At 53.6% G+C, this 17,891-nt stretch carries 13 protein-coding genes and 1 other annotated feature; of the genes, 5 read left to right on the plus strand and 8 right to left on the minus strand.

The window, feature by feature from the left end:
- Positions 1-20 precede the first annotated feature (20 nt).
- From thrC to MUG06_RS11075, 4 genes are all read right to left on the minus strand, one after another.
- A complete protein-coding gene (gene thrC / locus MUG06_RS11060) occupies positions 21-1,307 on the minus strand; it encodes a threonine synthase (protein ID WP_243078629.1) in 1,287 nt (428 codons plus the stop codon).
- A gap of 3 nt (positions 1,308-1,310) precedes the next feature.
- Positions 1,311-2,240, minus strand: coding sequence for a homoserine kinase (gene thrB / locus MUG06_RS11065; protein ID WP_215847676.1), 930 nt, complete (start codon positions 2,238-2,240; stop codon positions 1,311-1,313).
- Between the two features lie 2 nt (positions 2,241-2,242).
- A complete protein-coding gene (gene thrA / locus MUG06_RS11070) occupies positions 2,243-4,705 on the minus strand; it encodes a bifunctional aspartate kinase/homoserine dehydrogenase I (RefSeq protein ID WP_215847677.1) in 2,463 nt (820 codons plus the stop codon).
- Between the two features lie 26 nt (positions 4,706-4,731).
- Positions 4,732-4,850, minus strand: a sequence feature (Thr leader region).
- 194 nt (positions 4,851-5,044) lie between these two features.
- On the minus strand, positions 5,045-5,749 hold the full coding sequence (locus MUG06_RS11075) for a tRNA/rRNA methyltransferase (RefSeq protein WP_243078630.1): 705 nt from the start codon (positions 5,747-5,749) through the stop codon (positions 5,045-5,047).
- Between the two features lie 600 nt (positions 5,750-6,349).
- On the opposite strand from MUG06_RS11075, the gene arcA reads away from it, so the two are divergent.
- Positions 6,350-7,066 carry a two-component system response regulator ArcA gene (gene arcA / locus MUG06_RS11080; RefSeq protein WP_215847679.1) on the plus strand — a complete coding sequence of 239 codons (717 nt, stop codon included), beginning with the start codon at positions 6,350-6,352 and terminating at the stop codon, positions 7,064-7,066.
- A gap of 37 nt (positions 7,067-7,103) precedes the next feature.
- Here arcA and creA read toward each other — a convergent pair whose 3' ends face one another.
- Complete coding sequence (creA, locus tag MUG06_RS11085) at positions 7,104-7,577, minus strand: protein CreA (protein ID WP_215847680.1); 474 nt, start codon at positions 7,575-7,577, stop codon at positions 7,104-7,106.
- A gap of 198 nt (positions 7,578-7,775) precedes the next feature.
- Between creA and robA the strand changes: the two genes are divergently transcribed.
- Positions 7,776-8,654, plus strand: coding sequence for an MDR efflux pump AcrAB transcriptional activator RobA (robA, locus tag MUG06_RS11090; protein ID WP_243078631.1), 879 nt, complete (start codon positions 7,776-7,778; stop codon positions 8,652-8,654).
- Between the two features lie 45 nt (positions 8,655-8,699).
- Here robA and gpmB read toward each other — a convergent pair whose 3' ends face one another.
- The gene (gpmB, locus tag MUG06_RS11095) at positions 8,700-9,347 is read right to left on the minus strand and encodes a 2,3-diphosphoglycerate-dependent phosphoglycerate mutase GpmB (protein ID WP_215847682.1); all 648 of its coding nucleotides are present in this window, start codon (positions 9,345-9,347) and stop codon (positions 8,700-8,702) included.
- A 60-nt stretch (positions 9,348-9,407) separates the two neighbouring features.
- Here gpmB and yjjX point away from each other — a divergent pair, with 60 nt between their 5' ends.
- Positions 9,408-9,926, plus strand: coding sequence for an inosine/xanthosine triphosphatase (yjjX, locus tag MUG06_RS11100; RefSeq protein ID WP_243078632.1), 519 nt, complete (start codon positions 9,408-9,410; stop codon positions 9,924-9,926).
- Here the strand turns inward: yjjX and trpR are convergent.
- Positions 9,901-10,236, minus strand: a complete 336-nt coding sequence (gene trpR / locus MUG06_RS11105) for a trp operon repressor (protein ID WP_215847683.1) — start codon at positions 10,234-10,236, stop codon at positions 9,901-9,903. The two genes, yjjX and trpR, sit on opposite strands and share 26 nt — an antisense overlap.
- Before the next feature lie 45 nt (positions 10,237-10,281).
- Positions 10,282-12,201, minus strand: coding sequence for a murein transglycosylase (gene sltY, locus MUG06_RS11110; RefSeq protein WP_215847684.1), 1,920 nt, complete (start codon positions 12,199-12,201; stop codon positions 10,282-10,284).
- A gap of 269 nt (positions 12,202-12,470) precedes the next feature.
- Between sltY and atzF the strand changes: the two genes are divergently transcribed.
- Together atzF and uca are read left to right on the plus strand one after the other, a co-directional pair.
- The gene (gene atzF / locus MUG06_RS11115) at positions 12,471-14,267 is read left to right on the plus strand and encodes an allophanate hydrolase (RefSeq protein ID WP_243078633.1); all 1,797 of its coding nucleotides are present in this window, start codon (positions 12,471-12,473) and stop codon (positions 14,265-14,267) included.
- Between the two features lie 3 nt (positions 14,268-14,270).
- On the plus strand, positions 14,271-17,888 hold the full coding sequence (gene uca, locus MUG06_RS11120; protein ID WP_243078634.1) for an urea carboxylase: 3,618 nt from the start codon (positions 14,271-14,273) through the stop codon (positions 17,886-17,888).
- Positions 17,889-17,891: the final 3 nt, after the last annotated feature.

The following is a 17,891-nucleotide window of genomic DNA, read 5'->3' on the forward strand; positions in this document are numbered from 1 at the left end:
GATCGTCCCTTTTTTTGTGCTTACGCTTTCAGCAAGAAAGCGCGCAATGGGGTAAAATCGGCTTTCATCGTATGTGATAGCAGCGGCAGTTCAGCGCGCTCGGCTAATTCAGCCGGCAATGCCAGTTTCTGATCCAGAATCGCTTCCACGCTCTCGATAAATTTCGCCGGGTGCGCCGTCCCGAGGAACAGGCCATATTCGCCTTCCTGCAACTGATCGCGCAGCAAGCGCCAGGCAATTGCCGCATGTGGCTCTGAAATATAACCTATGCCCGCCAGCTCACGCATGGCAGCTTTAGTGGTGTCATCAGTTACCGCGCCATACGCCAGATCGGTCAAGCGCCAGGTTTTACGACGGAATAACTCTTCTACGCGTGGCCAGTTATTGGGCTGGCTCACATCCATCGCGTTCGACAACGTTGCTACAGTAACATTTGGCTGCCATGCGCCGTTGCCCAAGAATCGCGGCACGGTATCGTTAGCATTGGTGGCGGCAATGAATCGTTTGATCGGTAAACCCAGCGATTTTGCCAGCAAACCGGCGGTTAAATCGCCGAAGTTACCGCTTGGCACGGACACCACCAGTTGATTACGTTTCTCCTGCGGCAGCTGTGCCACTGCTTCAAAGTAGTAGCAAATCTGCGCCAGCAGGCGGCTGATATTGATGGAGTTGGCGGAGTTCAGGCCAATGGCCTTTTTCAGCTCTTCATCATCGAATGCCTGTTTCACCAGCGTTTGGCATACATCAAAATCGCCGTCAATGGCGATGGTTTCGATATTGCCACCCAGCGTACAGAACAGTTTTTCCTGCAATGGACTGATTTTTCCTTGCGGATAGAGGATCACGACGCGCACATTTTTCATGCCATAAAATGCGTGCGCGACCGCCGCGCCAGTATCGCCTGACGTCGCAGTTAAAATCGTGATTTGCTCATCGCTACCGCTGAAATAGGAGAGCATTTGCGCCATGAAGCGACCGCCGAAATCTTTAAATGCCAGCGTCGGGCCGTGGAACAGTTCCAGACAAGCGACATCATCACTGACCTGCTTAACCGGTGCAGGGAAAGCAAAGGCCGCTTTAACACGTTCAGCCAACTGCTGCGCTGGGATTTCGTCGCCTATATAAGCAGAAAGAATCTTGCTGCTGCGGCTAACAAAATCCATTTCCAGCATGGCGTCGATGTCGGTCAGTTCAAACTCAGGCAGCTCCAGCGGAAAAAACAGCCCTTGCTGCGAACCCAGACCTTGTTTCACCGCCTGGGCGAAGCTGACCTGCTCGTTGTGATCCTTTAGATTATAGAGTTTCATGCGTTATCCCAATTTACGTGCGCCAGCCGTATCCAGGCGGCAGATATGGACGAAGCCTTCATCATTTTGCAGATAGTGCTGGCTCAACCAGTCAGCCATCCGCTGGGCCGTTTCCATTTGATTGCAAACGGCGAAAAGTGTTGGACCTGAGCCGGAAATTCCGCAAGCCAGTGCACCGATATCCTGCGCAGCCTGACGCGCTTCGGCAAAGCCTGGTAACAGTTTGGTGCGGTACGGTTCCGCAATCACGTCCTGCATAAGTTTAGCTGCCAGCAACGGCTGACGCGTATGGCAGGCGTGAATGAATCCCGCGAGCAAGCGACCATGCTTGATGCAATCCTGCTTACGGTATTGTGCGGGCAGAATAGCGCGCGCTTCGGCGGTAGAAACTTTGATGCCCGGATATGCCATCACCCAGAGCCAGTCATCAAAACCCGGCACTTCCTGACTGATAATGCCGTTCTCTTCCAGCATCAGCTGGATGCCACCAAGGAAGCATGGCGCAACGTTATCGTAATGTACGCTGCCTGAAATGCGGCCTTCAAGCTCGCCCATCAGCGTCAGTAGTTCTGTATCGCTGAGCGGTTTGCCGCAAAATTCGTTCATTGCCATCAAACCCGCAACCACAGAACAGGCGCTGGAACCGAGGCCGGAGCCAATCGGCATGTTCTTTTCCAGCGTCATCGCTACCGGCACGGTTTGGCCAATCGCTTCGCAAAAGCGCTGCCAGCATTGATATACGATGTTCTCTTTGGGATCGTCCGGCAATTTGCTGACGAAGCGGCCAGAGTTGGTCAGACTAAACGTGTCTGCGGCTTCGACTGAGACGCAATCGCCCAGTAACGAGCCATCCACCGGCGAGACCGCAGCGCCCAGCACATCAAAGCCGACGCTAACGTTACCAATTGAGGCCGGTGCATAAATTTTTACCATTATTAAACTCCCAACTTCCATGACAGCGTACGCAACAAATCGGCAAATACACCGGCCGCAGTTACGTCATTTCCGGCACCGTATCCGCGCAGCACTAACGGAATCGGTTGATAGTAGCGGCTGTAAAACGCCAGCGCGTTTTCGCCATTTTTCACTTTATAGAGCGGATCGTTGCCATCTACGGCATCAATTTTCACTTTGCAACTGCCGCCCTCTTCAATCGCACCAACGAAGCGTAAGACTTTACCCTCATCTCGCGCTTTGGCTACGCGGGCAGCAAAGGCGTTATCCAGTTCCGGCAGACGCTGCATAAACTGTTCAACATCTTTGATTTCAAGCAGGCTTTCCGGCAACAACGGTTCGATCTCAATATCACTCAGCTCAAGCTGGTATCCCGCTTCACGCGCCAAAATAAGTAACTTACGCGCTACGTCGGTGCCAGAGAGATCGTCACGCGGATCCGGCTCGGTGAAGCCCATTTCACGCGCCATGTGAGTGGCTTGCGACAGCGACACGCCTTCGTCCAGCTTACCGAAAATAAATGAAAGCGAACCTGAGAGAATACCGGAGAACTTGATTAATTCATCACCCGCGTTCAGCAGGTTTTGCAGGTTTTCAATCACCGGCAAGCCTGCACCCACATTGGTGTCATAGAGGAATTTGCGACGCGATTTCGCTGCCGCCGTACGCATCTGCTGGTAGTAATTCCACGACGAGGTATTGGCCTTTTTGTTCGGCGTCACCACGTGAAAACCGTCCGCAAGGAAATCGGCATACTGATCGGCAACCGCCTGGCTTGACGTACAGTCAACGATGACGGGATTCAGCAAGTGATACTCTTTCACTAAACGAATCAAACGGCCCAAATTGAACGGCTCTTTGGCTTCGTTCATTTCGGCTTTCCAGTTGCTTAAATCAATGCCGTGCACGTTAGTCAGCAATGCACGTGAATTGGCGATGCCGCAAACGCGTAAATCGATATGCTTCTTCTTAAGCCAGGCCTGCTGACGATGCAGCTGATCCAACAGCGCACCACCTACCCCGCCAACGCCAACCACGAAAACTTCAATAACCTGATCGGTGGCAAACAGCATTTGATGCACGACGCGCACGCCGGTGGTCGCTTCATCGTTATTCACGACTACTGAAATCGAACGCTCTGAAGAGCCCTGCGCAATTGCTACGATATTGATATTGGCACGCGCCAACGCTGAGAAGAACTTGGCGGAGATACCGCGCAGCGTGCGCATACCATCGCCCACTACCGAAATCACCGCCAGATTTTCGAGTACATCCAGCGGATCAAGCAGGCCATCTTTCAGCTCAAGATAGAATTCCTCTTCCAGCACGCGACGCGCGCGTGCCTGCTCGCTCTGCGGTACGCAGAAGCTGATGCTGTATTCAGAAGAAGATTGCGTGATCAACACCACCGAAATACCGGTGCGGGACATGGCGGCAAAGACGCGTGCAGCCATGCCGATCATGCCTTTCATGCCTGGGCCGGAAACGTTGAACATCGCCATATTGTTCAGATTGGTGATGCCTTTGACCGGACTTTCATCCTGATCGCCTTCGCCACCAATCAAGGTGCCGGGCGCTTGCGGGTTGGCGGTGTTTTTGATCAGACAGGGAATCTGGAACTGGGCAATCGGGGCGATGGTGCGCGGGTGAAGTACTTTGGCCCCGAAATAGGAAAGCTCCATCGCTTCCTGATAAGACATCGATTTCAGCAAGCGAGCATCTGGCACCTGGCGCGGATCACAGGTATAGACGCCGTCAACGTCAGTCCAGATTTCACAGCAGTCGGCACGCAGGCAAGCGGCCAATACCGCAGCAGAATAATCGGAACCGTTGCGGCCCAGCACTACCAGCTCACCGCGCTCGTTACCGGCAGTGAAACCCGCCATCAAAATCATATTCTCTGCTGGGATTTTACTGGCTTCAATACGACGCGTGGACTCAGTGATATCCACGGTGGATTCAAGATAATGCCCAACAGCCAATAACTTCTCGACCGGATCGATGACGCTAACGCCATGACCGCGTGCTAGCAGCAGCGCTTCCATAATAGCGATAGAGAGTTTTTCACCGCGGCAAATAATGGCGGCGTTAACGCTATCTGGGCATTGTCCCAGCAAGCTGATGCCGTGCAGCACCTGCTTCAACTGAGCAAATTCTAAATCAACGCGAGTTTTCTGACGGTCATAATCAAAACCCGGCTGCGCATCGGCTAAGCCACGCAGCAGGTCAGCAAAAATACGTTCGGCATCACTGATATTCGGTAAAGCATCCTGACCGCTGATGGTTTTCTCAATCATCGCCACCAAGTGATTGGTGATTTTGGCCGGGGCCGAGAGCACGGTTGCAACTTGTCCCTGCTGCGCATTGCTTTCCAAAATGTCGGCTACGCGAAGAAAACGTTCCGCATTTGCCACCGAAGTCCCGCCGAATTTCAGCACTCGCATGATATACACTCTCCTGAATTTGAGCCGAAAAAAAAGCCCGCACTGGTTAGGTGCGGGCTTTTTTCTATTTTATCCTGTATGCGTCAGCCCGCACCGTTACCTGTAGTAATGGTGGTGGTAATAATTGTGGTAATCAGGCTGAAGTTACGCATTTAGATTTATTTTCTGTCTGTCTTTGGTTGTCCGTCTGCCTTCCAGAAGTAAAGCAAAGGGCACTTTAAGTCAACGAATTTGTCGATTGTGTAAATTCTCAACGCTGCGCACAGTTTCGTCATCTTCTAAGAATCCAGAGTGGATCTTTCGCACTGGCGAATTCTGCTACGATCTGCCGCTAAAAAATCATACTTTTCCGGACGATTTATCTATAAGTTTTTTTTCTATGTCATGCAGCAAACGATGCAGCATCGCACTGTCGCGTTGCTCCAGCACGCCGATACGTTGATCGATCCAGTCCGCGAGTTTTTCATCATTGCTAACGTCCAGCTGAACCAACAGATGCTGGAATCGCTGATGCAGCGCTTTCAATTGCTGGGCATCGGCTATTTGAGGGGCCGGTGCCGCAACCTGATTCAGCGCTGACAGCTGATAGCTATACACCATCACCGCCTGCCCTAGATTTAAGGAGGGATAGTCGTTTGCCATCGGGATTCCGGTCAGCAAGTCGACCAGATCCAGCTCTTCATTCGTCAACCCGTTGTCTTCACGGCCAAACACCAGCGCCATGCTTTTCACCCACTGTCGTTTTTCCAGCAGCTGCGTTTCAACCTGCGTTGGCGTGGCGTAATGGCGGAATTTAGCACGGCTGCGGGCGGTGGTAGCGACTGAAAATTCGATGTCATGTAGCGCATCAGCGAGCGTGTCAAAGGTTTGCAGATTATCGAGTATCTCCCCGGCACCGTGAGCGACACGTCGGGCCGCTGGATCTTGCCACGCGTCGCTGGCAACGATTCGTAATTCACTAAATCCCATGGTTTTCATCGCACGTGCGGCAGCGCCAATATTTTCTGCCCGTGCGGGCGAAACCAGAATGAAAGGGAAACGCATGATTATTCCATCAGTTTATTAACATCGCGCCATATTGTAACACGCACGTTCATGACATCGCGGATCGATAAGAAACAGGAAAATGAAATGTTAACGATGTTAAAACCTATTAAAAAAAGCCACAGAGCAAGATTTCGCCACCAAGCGCGTTAAAACAGAAAGTAAAATAGAAAATCCTTTTATTTCAGCTTAGTGAAACATTAATTCCTGCACATTGCACTTTGTGTATCATGCAGTGAAATTGTAGCGAAAATGCTGCTTTTTGTGAGCTAAGCAGGCAATCTACGAGAAGTTTTTCACAAAAGTGTTAACGTGCTACACTTGCATTTGATATAAGTCAACGAAGCGTTGTTTTTATGCTTATCGGTTGTTGTTGGTGCTGTTAGGTTGCTGTTAATGCAGTTAGGATATGCGCCATCCCGGGGCATGCAAGTTTCATCCTGACTGGCTGAGCTAACACTGTTGTTGACGTTGATAGAGAGTTTATCAAAACATAATTTCGTACAACGGTTCAGCGCGGCACGCCGCTCTCCGTAAGGAGACCGAATAACCGCTGTACGCCCTGATTTCGATTTGTTGGCAAATTTTAGGTAGCGAAATATGCAGACCCCACACATTCTTATCGTTGAAGACGAACTGGTCACGCGTAACACCCTCAAAAGTATTTTTGAGGCTGAAGGTTATGTGGTGTATGAAGCGACCGACGGTGCTGAGATGCATCAGGTTCTGACCGACAATGACGTCAATCTGGTGATCATGGACATCAACCTTCCCGGCAAAAACGGCTTGCTGTTAGCGCGTGAACTGCGTGAACAAGCCAACGTTGCGCTGATGTTTCTGACCGGTCGTGATAATGAAGTGGATAAAATCCTTGGTCTGGAAATCGGTGCCGATGATTACATCACCAAACCGTTTAATCCACGTGAGTTAACCATCCGCGCACGCAATCTACTGTCACGCACCATGAATTTGGCGCTGCCGAGTGAAGAGCGTCGTCAGGTGGAAGATTATAAATTCAATGGCTGGACGCTGGATATTAATAGCCGCTCGCTGATTAACCCGAACGGTGAACAATATAAGCTGCCACGCAGTGAGTTCCGCGCCATGCTGCACTTCTGTGAGAACCCGGGTAAAATTCAAACCCGTGCCGATCTCCTGAAGAAAATGACTGGCCGCGAGCTGAAGCCACACGATCGTACTGTTGATGTGACAATCCGCCGTATTCGTAAGCACTTTGAATCCACGCCGGATACGCCAGAAATCATCGCCACGATTCATGGCGAAGGTTATCGTTTCTGCGGCGATCTCGAAGACTAAATGAAAAAAACGCCCATTCGGGCGTTTTTTCTTTGCCTTAATGCCACGGCATAATCGGCACTGCGCTCAGCGCATTCTTTGGTGAACCATCCACCACTTTGTCTGAATAGGTTAAATAGACCAAAGCGTTGCGCTTTTTATCAAAGAAGCGTACAACCTGCAGCTTCTTAAAAATCAGTGAAGTGCGCTGGCGAAACACGACTTCACCCTGCGCTTTGCCTTGGACAATTTTATCACTGAGTTCAACAGCACCGATTTGCTGACAAGAAATGGCTGCATCTGATGTATCTTCCGCCAGACCTAATCCGCCCTTAATACCGCCGGTTTTTGCTCGGCTGATATAACAGGTTACATTTTTGACGTCTGGGTCATCAAAGGCTTCAACCACGATCTTGTGATCGGGTCCGAACATCTTGAAAACCGTGTCTACTGAGCCAATCTCTTCGGCGAGTAAAGGGCTGGAAAAAGTCACCGTGGCGACTGCGGCGATGAGAAGGCGAGATATTGTCATGGAGTTACCATTGCAAACGTAATAGATGAGAATGTAATGTACTGGCAATTGTCCACAAAGACCAAACCATAACGGGTCTAAACCCGCATTGATGTAGCACAATCATCCCAAATGAAACTGCCCACGCCCTTTGAGCAATTAGTGCTATTATTCGTCGACTGCGTTTAGCTGCGCCACCAGAAAGTATGAGGATGTTTTATGGACCAAGCCGGTATCATTCGCGATTTGCTTGTCTGGCTGGAGAGCCACCTGGATCAACCACTTTCACTGGATAATGTTGCCTTGAAAGCGGGTTATTCCAAGTGGCATTTACAACGGATGTTTAAAGACGTCACCGGGCACGCCATTGGCGCCTATATTCGCGCACGCCGCTTATCTAAGGCGGCGGTCGCCCTGCGCCTTACCAGCCGCCCAATCCTGGATATTGCTTTGCAATATCGCTTCGATTCACAGCAGACCTTTACCCGCGCGTTTAAAAAGCAGTTTAATCAAACACCTGCGTGGTATCGCCGTTCATCAGACTGGAATTCATACGGTATTCGTCCGCCGATTCGCCTTGATGACGATAAACAGCCAGAACCGAGTTTCGTCACTTTGCCTGAAACGGTACTGGTAGGGCAAACGCAGAATTACACCTGCACACTGGAACAAATTTCCAGCTATCGCGACGAAATGCGCATCCATTTTTGGAAGCAGTTCCTGCTGGAAACCGATACGGTGCCGCCGGTACTGTATGGCTTGCATCAGGTGCGCGCCAGCCACGATAAAGATGATGAGCAGGAAATTCTCTATACCACCGCCGTGCCGGCCGATAATGCCATCAACATGCATTCGGGCCAGAGCGTAATTCTGGAGGCGGGTGATTACGTCCAGTTCACCTACACCGGACCGCGCGTTGAGCTGCAAGAATTTATTCTGCTGCTGTATGGAACCTGCATGCCAACGCTGGGCCTGACACGTCGCCAGGGTCAGGATATCGAGCGCTTCTTCACCCACGGTGGCAAAAAGCGCAGCGAGCCGCCAACAGAAATTCGTTGCGAATATCTGATTCCTATCCGCCCTCAACAGGCGAGCTAAACAAAAATGCCGTCCTCGAGACGGCATTTTTTATCAACGTTGCCCTTAGCGCTGCAACTCGTCGAGTGCAGGGGCATCCAGATGTGAAATATCCCCCGCCGTTTCAACCACCCAACCTTTGGCCAGCCAGGCGCTTTGCTGATGATCGACGCGTGAAATTGAACAGTTACGCAGACGCAGACGACGTTCGGCATAAGCAGGCAATCCGAGAATGGTGCTCACCAAGACGCCCAACGCCATACCGTGGCTGACAATAAGTGGGCGGCTGCCTGCAGGCAGATCAAGACAGGTATTCAGCGCATCATGCATACGCTCCGCCATTTCCGTCATTGATTCGCCATCCGGGATACGGCCGCCTTCGGTGCCATTAACCAATCCAGCACGCCATGTTTCCTCTTCTGCCGTCAAACCGTCCAGTGGGCGCTTCTCCAGCACGCCCATGTTCAGCTCACGTAGACGTGGATCCAACGTAACGGCACAACCGCAGGCATCGGCAATGATCTCTGCGGTGCGACGCGTGCGGCCTAAGTCGCTGGAAATGATATGCGTGATGCCCCAATCTTTAACGCGCTCGCCCACTTGATGGGCTTGTTGTTCACCTTTTTCCGTCAGCGGACTGTCGGATTGACCTTGAATGCGTCGCTCCGCATTCCATACCGTTTCACCGTGACGAACAAGATAGACCTGTAACATGCTTAGTTTCCGTTATACTGCGACCAAAATTGCCTTAATCACTCAAGGGTTCAACCAATTATGTACCATGTTGTCGCAGCCACCATCAACCCAGCAAAAATTCGCGCGATTGCACAAGCGTTCAACGACGTTTTCGGCGAAGGATCCTGCCATATTGAAGGGGTCGAGGTCGATAGCGGCGTGGCGGCTCAGCCCTTAACCAATCTGGAAACGCGAACTGGCGCACGTCAGCGCGTGATGAATGCGCGTCAGGTCCGACCAGAAGCGAACTTTTGGGTAGCGATTGAAGCCGGCATTGAAGACGATTGCGCCTTCGCCTGGATGGTAGTGGAGAACCAAAAGCAGCGGGGGGAATCTCGTTCAGCCAGCTTTACCCTGCCGCCGGTGGTAATGGCAGGTTTACGTGAAGGACGTGAACTGGGCGAAGAGATGGCGCGATTAACTGGCGAAGAGAATATTAAACAAAAAGGTGGCGCAATTGGGGCTTTTACCCATGGTTTATTGAGCCGTTCAAGCGTTTATCATCAGGCTTTGATACTGGCGCTGTGCCCGTTTACTCACCCTTTGTATCAGCAGTAATCAGCCGCGCCTCCAGCCAGCGCTTTAGCTCTGGCGGCGCCTCTTTTAAGCTATTTGATCCGCGCGTAATGGTCGCAATGCCCACGCCAAGCTCATTCTTCAGCTCGCGTTGGCTCATTTCTCCCGTCATCAACTCTTCGATAATGCGCAAGCGCGTGCCAAAGGCTTCGCGTTCATCTGGCGTCATCATCAACTGCATCAGCGGCAGCGCATGGCCATTAGCGAAAGCTTCTTGCATCAAATCGACAAAGCGCAGCCAATTATTGTCAGCAGAACCGGTGTGGGTCGAAGGGGCAAAAGATTGGGTCATGAAAGGGCTTCCGTACTCGCTAAAGAGTACGGAAGCTTAGCACAGCTAGTAACGGCGATTCCACTCACCATCCGAAAGGATCTTATCCGGCTGGCCCATAAAGTGACGATAGTACGCATCATAAGCCAACACGTTCTTCACATAGCCACGCGTTTCTGAGAACGGAATGGTTTCAATAAACGCGACCGCATCCAGATTTCCTGCGCTGGTTTTCTGCCAACTTCGCACACGGCCTGGGCCAGCATTATAGGCTGCTGAAGCAAAAATGCGGTTCTGCCCAAACTGCTGGAAAACATACTCCAGATACTGCGTACCAATCTGAATATTGGTTTGCGGATCCAGCAACTGGCTGTTATTCACGTAACCGGGAATGTTATACATCTTCACGGTATGGGTAGCCGTACCCGGCATAATTTGCATCAAACCGCTTGCGCCCACCGGTGAACGAGCTTTAGGGTTCCACGCACTTTCCTGACGAGAAATCGCCATCGCATAGCTTTGCGGAATGCCTTTATCGCGGGTGTATTGCTGATAAAGACTTTGCCATGCTAGTGGGAAACGCTCTTTTAAGCTGTCCCACATTTTCGCGGTGATGGTGGCTTGTACACTGAGATCCCACCAATCCTGCTCGTTGGCGTAGCGCGCCAGCATCTGTTGCTGCACGTGCGTTCTGCTCGCCACCAGATTCGCCCACTCGCTACGCGCCAGGTTATCCAGTCCCCAATACATCAGCTCACGCACGCGCGCCAACTCCGCGCCTTGCAGCGTGGTACTGTCGGGTTTCGGAGCGGCATCGACCTGCAACGGATAATCCACGCCTAAACGCTGCGCTGCGACCATCGGATAATAACCACGTTGCTTCATCAGCTTACGCAGGATCTCTTCCGCCTCTTCTTTGCGGTTTTGTGAAAAGAGCAGGTCAGCTTGCCAATATTGCCACTCATCTTTCTCTTTGGCTTCCACCGGCAGGCGGGCAATCCAGGTATTCAGGCTACGACGATTGTTTTCGCTTAAGGCCAGACGCACGCGACGTTCCACCAGCGCCGTTGATTCGCTGTTCATCACTACCGCATCACGCCAGCGCGCCTGCTCGGAGGTCAGATCGCTGCCCATCATGCGCCACACCACAATCTCTTTCAGCGCCTGTTCGTCGGCCGCTTCCATCTTTTGCGCACGCACTAAGATCGGAATCATGCTGCGGGCATTTTCCATGTCCTCACGCGCTACACGCGTAAAGGCGTAGATTGTGGCCTGGCGGGTAAAATCGGTTGGGCCGACTGCGCTGGCAAAGGTGGTGACCGAAAGCGGATCTTTCTGCAAAGCCAACACGGCATCGGCCATGGTTTGATAATCGGCAGGCAGCATTTTTGCCAGATAACTGACCAGGCTGTCATTGCCCGCTTTCATCGCGAGGCGAATACGCTCCAGAATAGTGATTGGCGAAAGCTGACCGGACGATTGCCATGCCGAGAAAAGCGCGTCGCAGTCATTAGGCAAGGCGGTGCCGCGCAGCCAAATCGCTTTCGCGCCCTCAAAGGCGGCTTGCTGCTGCCCGGTTGCCCATTTGGCGTAATACCAGTTACAGCGCGCCTGTACCGGTTTGGGTTCAGTCGGGCTGAAGGTCAACACACCTTGCCAGTCTTGACGATGTGCCAGCACATTGACGAAGCGCGTGCTCAGCGATCTTGCGGGCGGCAAGGTAGGATATTTTTGAATGAAATTCTTTACCGCCAAGCTGGTCTCCTGATCGAGATCCTGCGCCAGCAAACGATATTCCAGATACGGATACAGAGGGTAATCCTGTAGCGTGGGCAACAGTTGATCCACCGTCGCCATCTGATTGCTGTCCCAGGCTTGCTTAATTTGTTGATAACGTTGCCGTTGTTGATCGAGCGAGTCAGCCCATACGCTGCTGGCCGTGCTGACCAGACAAATCCCTATCATCCAGTTACGCCACTTCTCCACGTAAATCTCCTCTGTTTCTGGGCTCCGGCTACGTGCCAGACTTTCTTCATGCTAACCAGGCCATTGCGCTCTTGCCATGTTCTTCACAAAATTTACTCAACGTGAGCCAAACGCACTGCAATTGCGCAAACCCTGCGCTGCGGTTGTGCATTTTATCATCAGTTAAACTTATGACTGGTGAACTTTAACCCTCAGATCATAGCGTTAAAAATCTGGCACAGCCTTTGCTCTGTTGAATTCCATCTTGTATACCAGTTGGAATTCATCGCATGGCTTCGACATTTGGCTTGACCCTTAACGAGTGGCAGCAGCGCTACCAACAGGAACCGCAACAGATCTACACGCTGCTGCAAACGCATCTGGCAGCGCTTAATACCCAAGACAACGCCTGGCTCTATTTGGCGACACCCGCCCAGCTTAACGCCCAGATCGAGCCGCTGCTGGCCAGCTATCTTCGCAACCCTGCGGCGCTTCCGCTGTTCGGTGTGCCTTTCGCCGTGAAAGACAATATTGATGTCGCGGGCTGGTCCACCACCGCCGCCTGCCCCGCTTTCACTTATACTGCCGAAAAAGACGCCTTTGTTGTCGCGCAACTTAAAGCCGCAGGCGCGATTGTGATCGGTAAAACTAATCTCGATCAATACGCCACGGGTTTGGTCGGCACACGTTCGCCCTTTGGTGCGGTATGCAACACCTTTGATGCCGACTATGTCAGTGGTGGTTCCAGTTCCGGCTCGGCTTCAGTTCTGGCGCGTGGTTTAGTCGCGTTCTCATTAGGCACCGATACCGCCGGTTCAGGTCGCGTTCCCGCCGGATTCAACAATATGGTGGGCTTGAAACCGACCAAAGGCTGGTTTTCTGCCAGCGGCGTTGTTCCGGCCTGCCGCCTGAATGACACCATTTCGGTGTTCGCCTTAACGGTAGAAGATGCCTTCATCGTTGCCAGCGTAGCGGGCGGTTACGACGCTGATGATGCCTATTCACGTCACAATCCTCATACCGCGCCCGCCAGTATGAAAGCGCATCCCGACTTCGCCATTCCGGCTAACCCAGAATTTTTTGACGATGCTGCGGCTGAAGGCGCGTGGGATCAGGCGTTGGAAGCATTATTGGCCAGCGGTGCAACATTGCATCCTATCGATTTCACCCCTTTTGAAAAATTAGCTGAACAGCTCTATTACGGCCCGTGGGTCGCAGAGCGCACCGTGGCCGTCGGGGAGATGATTAATCGCCCGGAAGAGATGGATCCGGTGGTTCACGGTATCGTTTCCAGCGGCCTGAAATACAGCGCGGTTCAGGCTTATGAAGCGGAATATCTGCGCGCTGAATTGACGCGTCAAATTCAGCAAACGCTGGCGCAGTTTGATGCGCTGGTGGTGCCGACTTCACCCACCATTCACACCCAGGAAGAGATGAAGCAGGAGCCGGTGCATTACAACTCGCACTTTGGTTATTACACCAACTTCACCAACCTGGCCGATCTTGCTGCGTTGGCGCTGCCTGCGCCGTTTCGCAATGACGATTTACCGGCAGGCATCACGCTGATTGCACCGGCCTGGCACGATCGTGTACTGGCGGACTTTGGCCTGCGCTGGCAGCAACAAATGGCGCTGCCGCTGGGCGCGACCGGTAGAGCTCAGCCCGTGGTTCACGCCGCTCTGCCCGTTTCAACCGATCACGTGCGCGTCGCTGTGGTGGGTGCGCACCTTACCGGAATGCCGCTCAACTTCCAGCTCACCACACGTCAGGCCGTTTTCGTTGAAGAGACGCAAACCGCCCGCTGTTATCGCCTGTTTGCGCTGCTGGATGGCCCCATCAAAAAGCCAGGCCTGATGCGCGCTGAGCAAGGCTCTGCCATCACCGTCGAGTTGTGGGATATCCCACTGGCGCGCTTCGGTGAATTTGTGGCGGAAATTCCCGCGCCGCTGGGCATTGGCAGCCTGACGCTGGCAAATGGCCGCGTGGTGAAAGGCTTTATTTGTGAAGGTTCCGCGCTGAACAGCGCGCTGGAGATTACCGAATTTGGTGGCTGGCGTAACTGGCTCGCTGCTCAGGGGAGTAACTAAACCATGTTCAGTACCGTGTTGATTGCTAACCGTGGCGAGATCGCCTGTCGCGCCATTCGTACCCTCAAACGCCTCGGCGTAAAAAGCGTCGCGGTCTATTCCGATGCTGACCGCAATGCGCAGCACGTAAAAGATGCGGATGTGGCTATTGCGTTAGGCGGTGACAAAGCCAGCGACAGCTATTTGCGTATCGACAAAATTTTAGCGGCTGCCAAAGAAACCGGTGCGGAAGCTATCTGGCCTGGCTACGGTTTTCTCTCTGAAAGTCTGCCGTTTGCGGATGCCTGCGAGCAGGCCGGTATCGCCTTTGTTGGCCCCACCGCACAGCAGATTGGTGAGTTTGGTTTGAAGCATCGCGCACGTGAACTGGCGGCCAGCGCCGGCGTACCGATGACGCCAGGCACGCCGCTGCTGGCTTCGCTGGACGACGCGCTGAGCGCCGCTGAACAGATTGGTTATCCGGTCATGCTAAAAAGCACTGCCGGCGGCGGTGGCATTGGCCTGACGCGCTGTGCCGATGCCGACGCGCTTCGCAATGGCTGGGAAGGTGTGCGGCGTCTCGGTGAGCAATTTTTTAGCGATGCCGGTGTGTTTCTCGAACGCTGCATCGACCGCGCCCGCCATGTAGAAGTGCAAATCTTCGGCGACGGCAGCGGCAAAGTGGTGGCGTTGGGTGAGCGCGATTGTTCACTGCAACGTCGCAATCAAAAAGTGGTAGAAGAGACCCCTGCTCCGAATTTGCCACACGCTACGCGTGACGCCCTGCTCTCTTCAGCGGTGCGTCTTGGCGAGTTAGTGAATTACCGCAGCGCCGGTACGGTGGAATATATTTACGACGCCGAACAGGATGCTTTTTACTTCCTCGAAGTGAACACGCGTTTGCAGGTAGAACATCCGGTCACTGAATGCGTCACCGGTCTCGATCTGGTGGAATGCATGCTGAAAGTGGCAGCAGGCGAAAGTATCGATTGGGCGCGTCTGCAACAGGATCCGCAAGGTGCATCCATTGAAGTGCGCCTGTATGCCGAAGATCCGTTGAAAAACTTTCAGCCTAGCCCCGGCGTATTAACCGGCGTCAGCTTCCCGGAAGGCGTGCGCATTGATGGCTGGATCGATACCGGAACTGAGGTCTCCAGTTTTTACGACCCGATGGTCGCCAAGCTGATCGTTCACGCCGACACACGTGAAGCCGCGCTGGAAAAGCTGCAGACTGCGCTCAACGCCACGCAGTTGCACGGCATTGCCACCAACCTCGACTATTTGCGCCAGATTATTGCAACGAATGCCTTTCGCAGCGGCAAAGTCTGGACGCGTTTCCTCGACAGCTTCACGCCAGCCGCCTCGGTGATTGAAGTGCTGCAACCTGGCACCTTTAGCTCGATTCAGGATTTCCCTGGCCGCCTCGGCTATTGGGATATTGGCGTGCCGCCCTCCGGGCCGATGGATGACTTCGCTTTTCGCCTGGCGAACCGCATCGTCGGCAATCATGAAGCCGCTGCCGGTCTGGAATTTACCTTGCAAGGCCCGACCCTGCGCTTTCACAGCGAGGCAACCATTGCATTAACGGGCGCCGATTGCGCCGCCACGCTGGATGGCGAAGCAGTAAATTACTGGCAACCACTGACGGTCAAACCGGGACAAACATTGACGTTGGGCCGTGCGCAGAGTGGCTGCCGCAGTTATCTGGCGGTGCGCAACGGTTTTGACGTGCCGGAATATCTCGGCAGCCGATCGACCTTCTCGCTGGGTCAGTTTGGCGGTCACGCCGGTCGTACGTTGCGCGTTGCAGACATGCTGGCCATTTCTCAGCCGCAGCTTGCCGCCTGCACCACACCGGCACCGGTTAGCGAACCGCAAGCGCTGGATAACGCGCTGGTGCCGCATTACGGCACGGAATGGCGTATCGGCGTGCTGTATGGCCCACACGGCGCACCCGACTTTTTCACTCAGGCCGCCATTGACGCGTTCTTCGCCAGCGACTGGCAGGTGCATTACAACTCCAACCGCTTAGGCGTGCGCTTAGTGGGCCCGAAACCGAGCTGGACTCGCGCCAACGGCGGCGAAGCTGGCTTGCATCCTTCGAACGTGCATGACTGTGAATACGCTATCGGCGCGGTGAACTTTACTGGCGACTTCCCGGTGATCCTGACGCACGACGGCCCAAGCCTTGGCGGTTTCGTCTGTCCAGTGACCATCGCCAAAGCGGAATTATGGAAAGTCGGCCAGGTGAAACCGGGCGACAAAATTCGTTTCCATCCAATTGGAGCCAGTGAAGCGCTAGCGCTGGAAAAAGCGCAGATGCATGTGGTAGAAACGCTGCGCCCCGAACACGTGCCGAAATTTGATGTGCCTTCGCTGGCAGAAACTGCGTTTGGCTCAGCCACTATTCTGGCTGCTATTGATGCCACTGACCGCACACCAAAAGCGGTTTACCGCCAGGCGGGCGACAAATATGTGCTGATCGAATATGGCGATAACGTATTGGATCTGGCGCTGCGTTTACGGGTCCACTTGTTGATGAATGCGCTGCGCGAACAGGCGGTGCCGGGTGTGGAAGAGCTTTCGCCAGGCGTTCGCTCTTTGCAGGTGCGCTATGACAGCCGCATCCTCAGCCAGTCGCAGCTCATGCACGTGTTGTTAGGGCTGGAAGCCACGCTTGGCGACGTCAGCACGTTGAAAGTGCCGTCACGTATTGTCTGGATGCCGATGGCGTTCGAAGACAGCGCCACCTTAGGCGCGGTCGAGCGCTATCAGGAAACGGTGCGCGCCAGCGCGCCGTGGCTGCCAAATAATGTCGACTTTATCCAACGCATTAACGGCTTAGCCAGCCGCGAAGCGGTGCGCGATACGATTTTCGATGCCAGCTATTTAATTCTCGGCTTGGGCGATGTTTACCTTGGCGCGCCTTGCGCGGTGCCGATTGATCCCCGTCATCGCCTGTTGAGCTCCAAATACAGCCCGGCGCGCACCTTTACTGCGGAAGGCACCGTGGGTATCGGCGGCATGTACATGTGCATCTACGGCATGGATTCACCCGGCGGTTATCAGTTGGTAGGCCGTACGCTGCCGATCTGGAACAAATTCCTGAAAAACAGTCAGTTTGCTGCTGACGAACCTTGGCTGCTGCACTTTTTCGATCAGGTACGTTTCTATCCGGTGAGCGAAGCGGAGCTGAATCAGCTACGCGATGACTTCCGTGAAGGCCGCGCCACCCTCCGTATTGAAGAAACGCTGTTCGACTTTGCTGAGCATCAACAATTCCTGGCGAATAACGCCGAATCGATTGCCGACTTCCGTCAGCGTCAGTCGGCCGCTTTCGAACAGGAAGTCACGCTCTGGGCGCAGGAAGAGCAGAGCGCGCCGCTGACCAGCGAAGAGACATTACACGTCATGGAAGAGGACGACAGCGCATTCGCGGTGCAGGCCGATATGAACGGCAACATCTGGAAAGTAGTGGTGCAGCCGGGCGACGACATCGAAGCGGGTCAGACGCTGATCATTGTGGAAGCGATGAAGATGGAGCTGGCGATTGTCGCGCCGCAGGCGGGTCGAGTGAAACGCATTGCCTGTCAGGCGGGCCGTCCGGTCAGTCCCGGCGATACGCTGCTGTGGCTGGAATAAGGA

The organism is Pantoea sp. MQR6 (assembly GCF_022761075.1).
Classification (GTDB): domain Bacteria; phylum Pseudomonadota; class Gammaproteobacteria; order Enterobacterales; family Enterobacteriaceae; genus Pantoea; species Pantoea phytostimulans.

What these genes read in the sequence shown, in the direction of transcription:
- gpmB (WP_215847682.1), bottom strand. Translation starts at nt 9,347, where the DNA reads ATGTTACAGGTCTATCTTGTTCGTCACGGTGAAACGGTATGGAATGCG.
- MUG06_RS11075 (WP_243078630.1), bottom strand. Translation starts at nt 5,749, where the DNA reads ATGCGTTTCCCTTTCATTCTGGTTTCGCCCGCACGGGCAGAAAATATT.
- thrA (WP_215847677.1), bottom strand. Translation starts at nt 4,705, where the DNA reads ATGCGAGTGCTGAAATTCGGCGGGACTTCGGTGGCAAATGCGGAACGT.
- thrC (WP_243078629.1), bottom strand. Translation starts at nt 1,307, where the DNA reads ATGAAACTCTATAATCTAAAGGATCACAACGAGCAGGTCAGCTTCGCC.
- trpR (WP_215847683.1), bottom strand. Translation starts at nt 10,236, where the DNA reads ATGACCCAATCTTTTGCCCCTTCGACCCACACCGGTTCTGCTGACAAT.
- yjjX (WP_243078632.1), top strand. Translation starts at nt 9,408, where the DNA reads ATGTACCATGTTGTCGCAGCCACCATCAACCCAGCAAAAATTCGCGCG.
- uca (WP_243078634.1), top strand. Translation starts at nt 14,271, where the DNA reads ATGTTCAGTACCGTGTTGATTGCTAACCGTGGCGAGATCGCCTGTCGC.
- atzF (WP_243078633.1), top strand. Translation starts at nt 12,471, where the DNA reads ATGGCTTCGACATTTGGCTTGACCCTTAACGAGTGGCAGCAGCGCTAC.
- robA (WP_243078631.1), top strand. Translation starts at nt 7,776, where the DNA reads ATGGACCAAGCCGGTATCATTCGCGATTTGCTTGTCTGGCTGGAGAGC.
- thrB (WP_215847676.1), bottom strand. Translation starts at nt 2,240, where the DNA reads ATGGTAAAAATTTATGCACCGGCCTCAATTGGTAACGTTAGCGTCGGC.
- arcA (WP_215847679.1), top strand. Translation starts at nt 6,350, where the DNA reads ATGCAGACCCCACACATTCTTATCGTTGAAGACGAACTGGTCACGCGT.
- creA (WP_215847680.1), bottom strand. Translation starts at nt 7,577, where the DNA reads ATGACAATATCTCGCCTTCTCATCGCCGCAGTCGCCACGGTGACTTTT.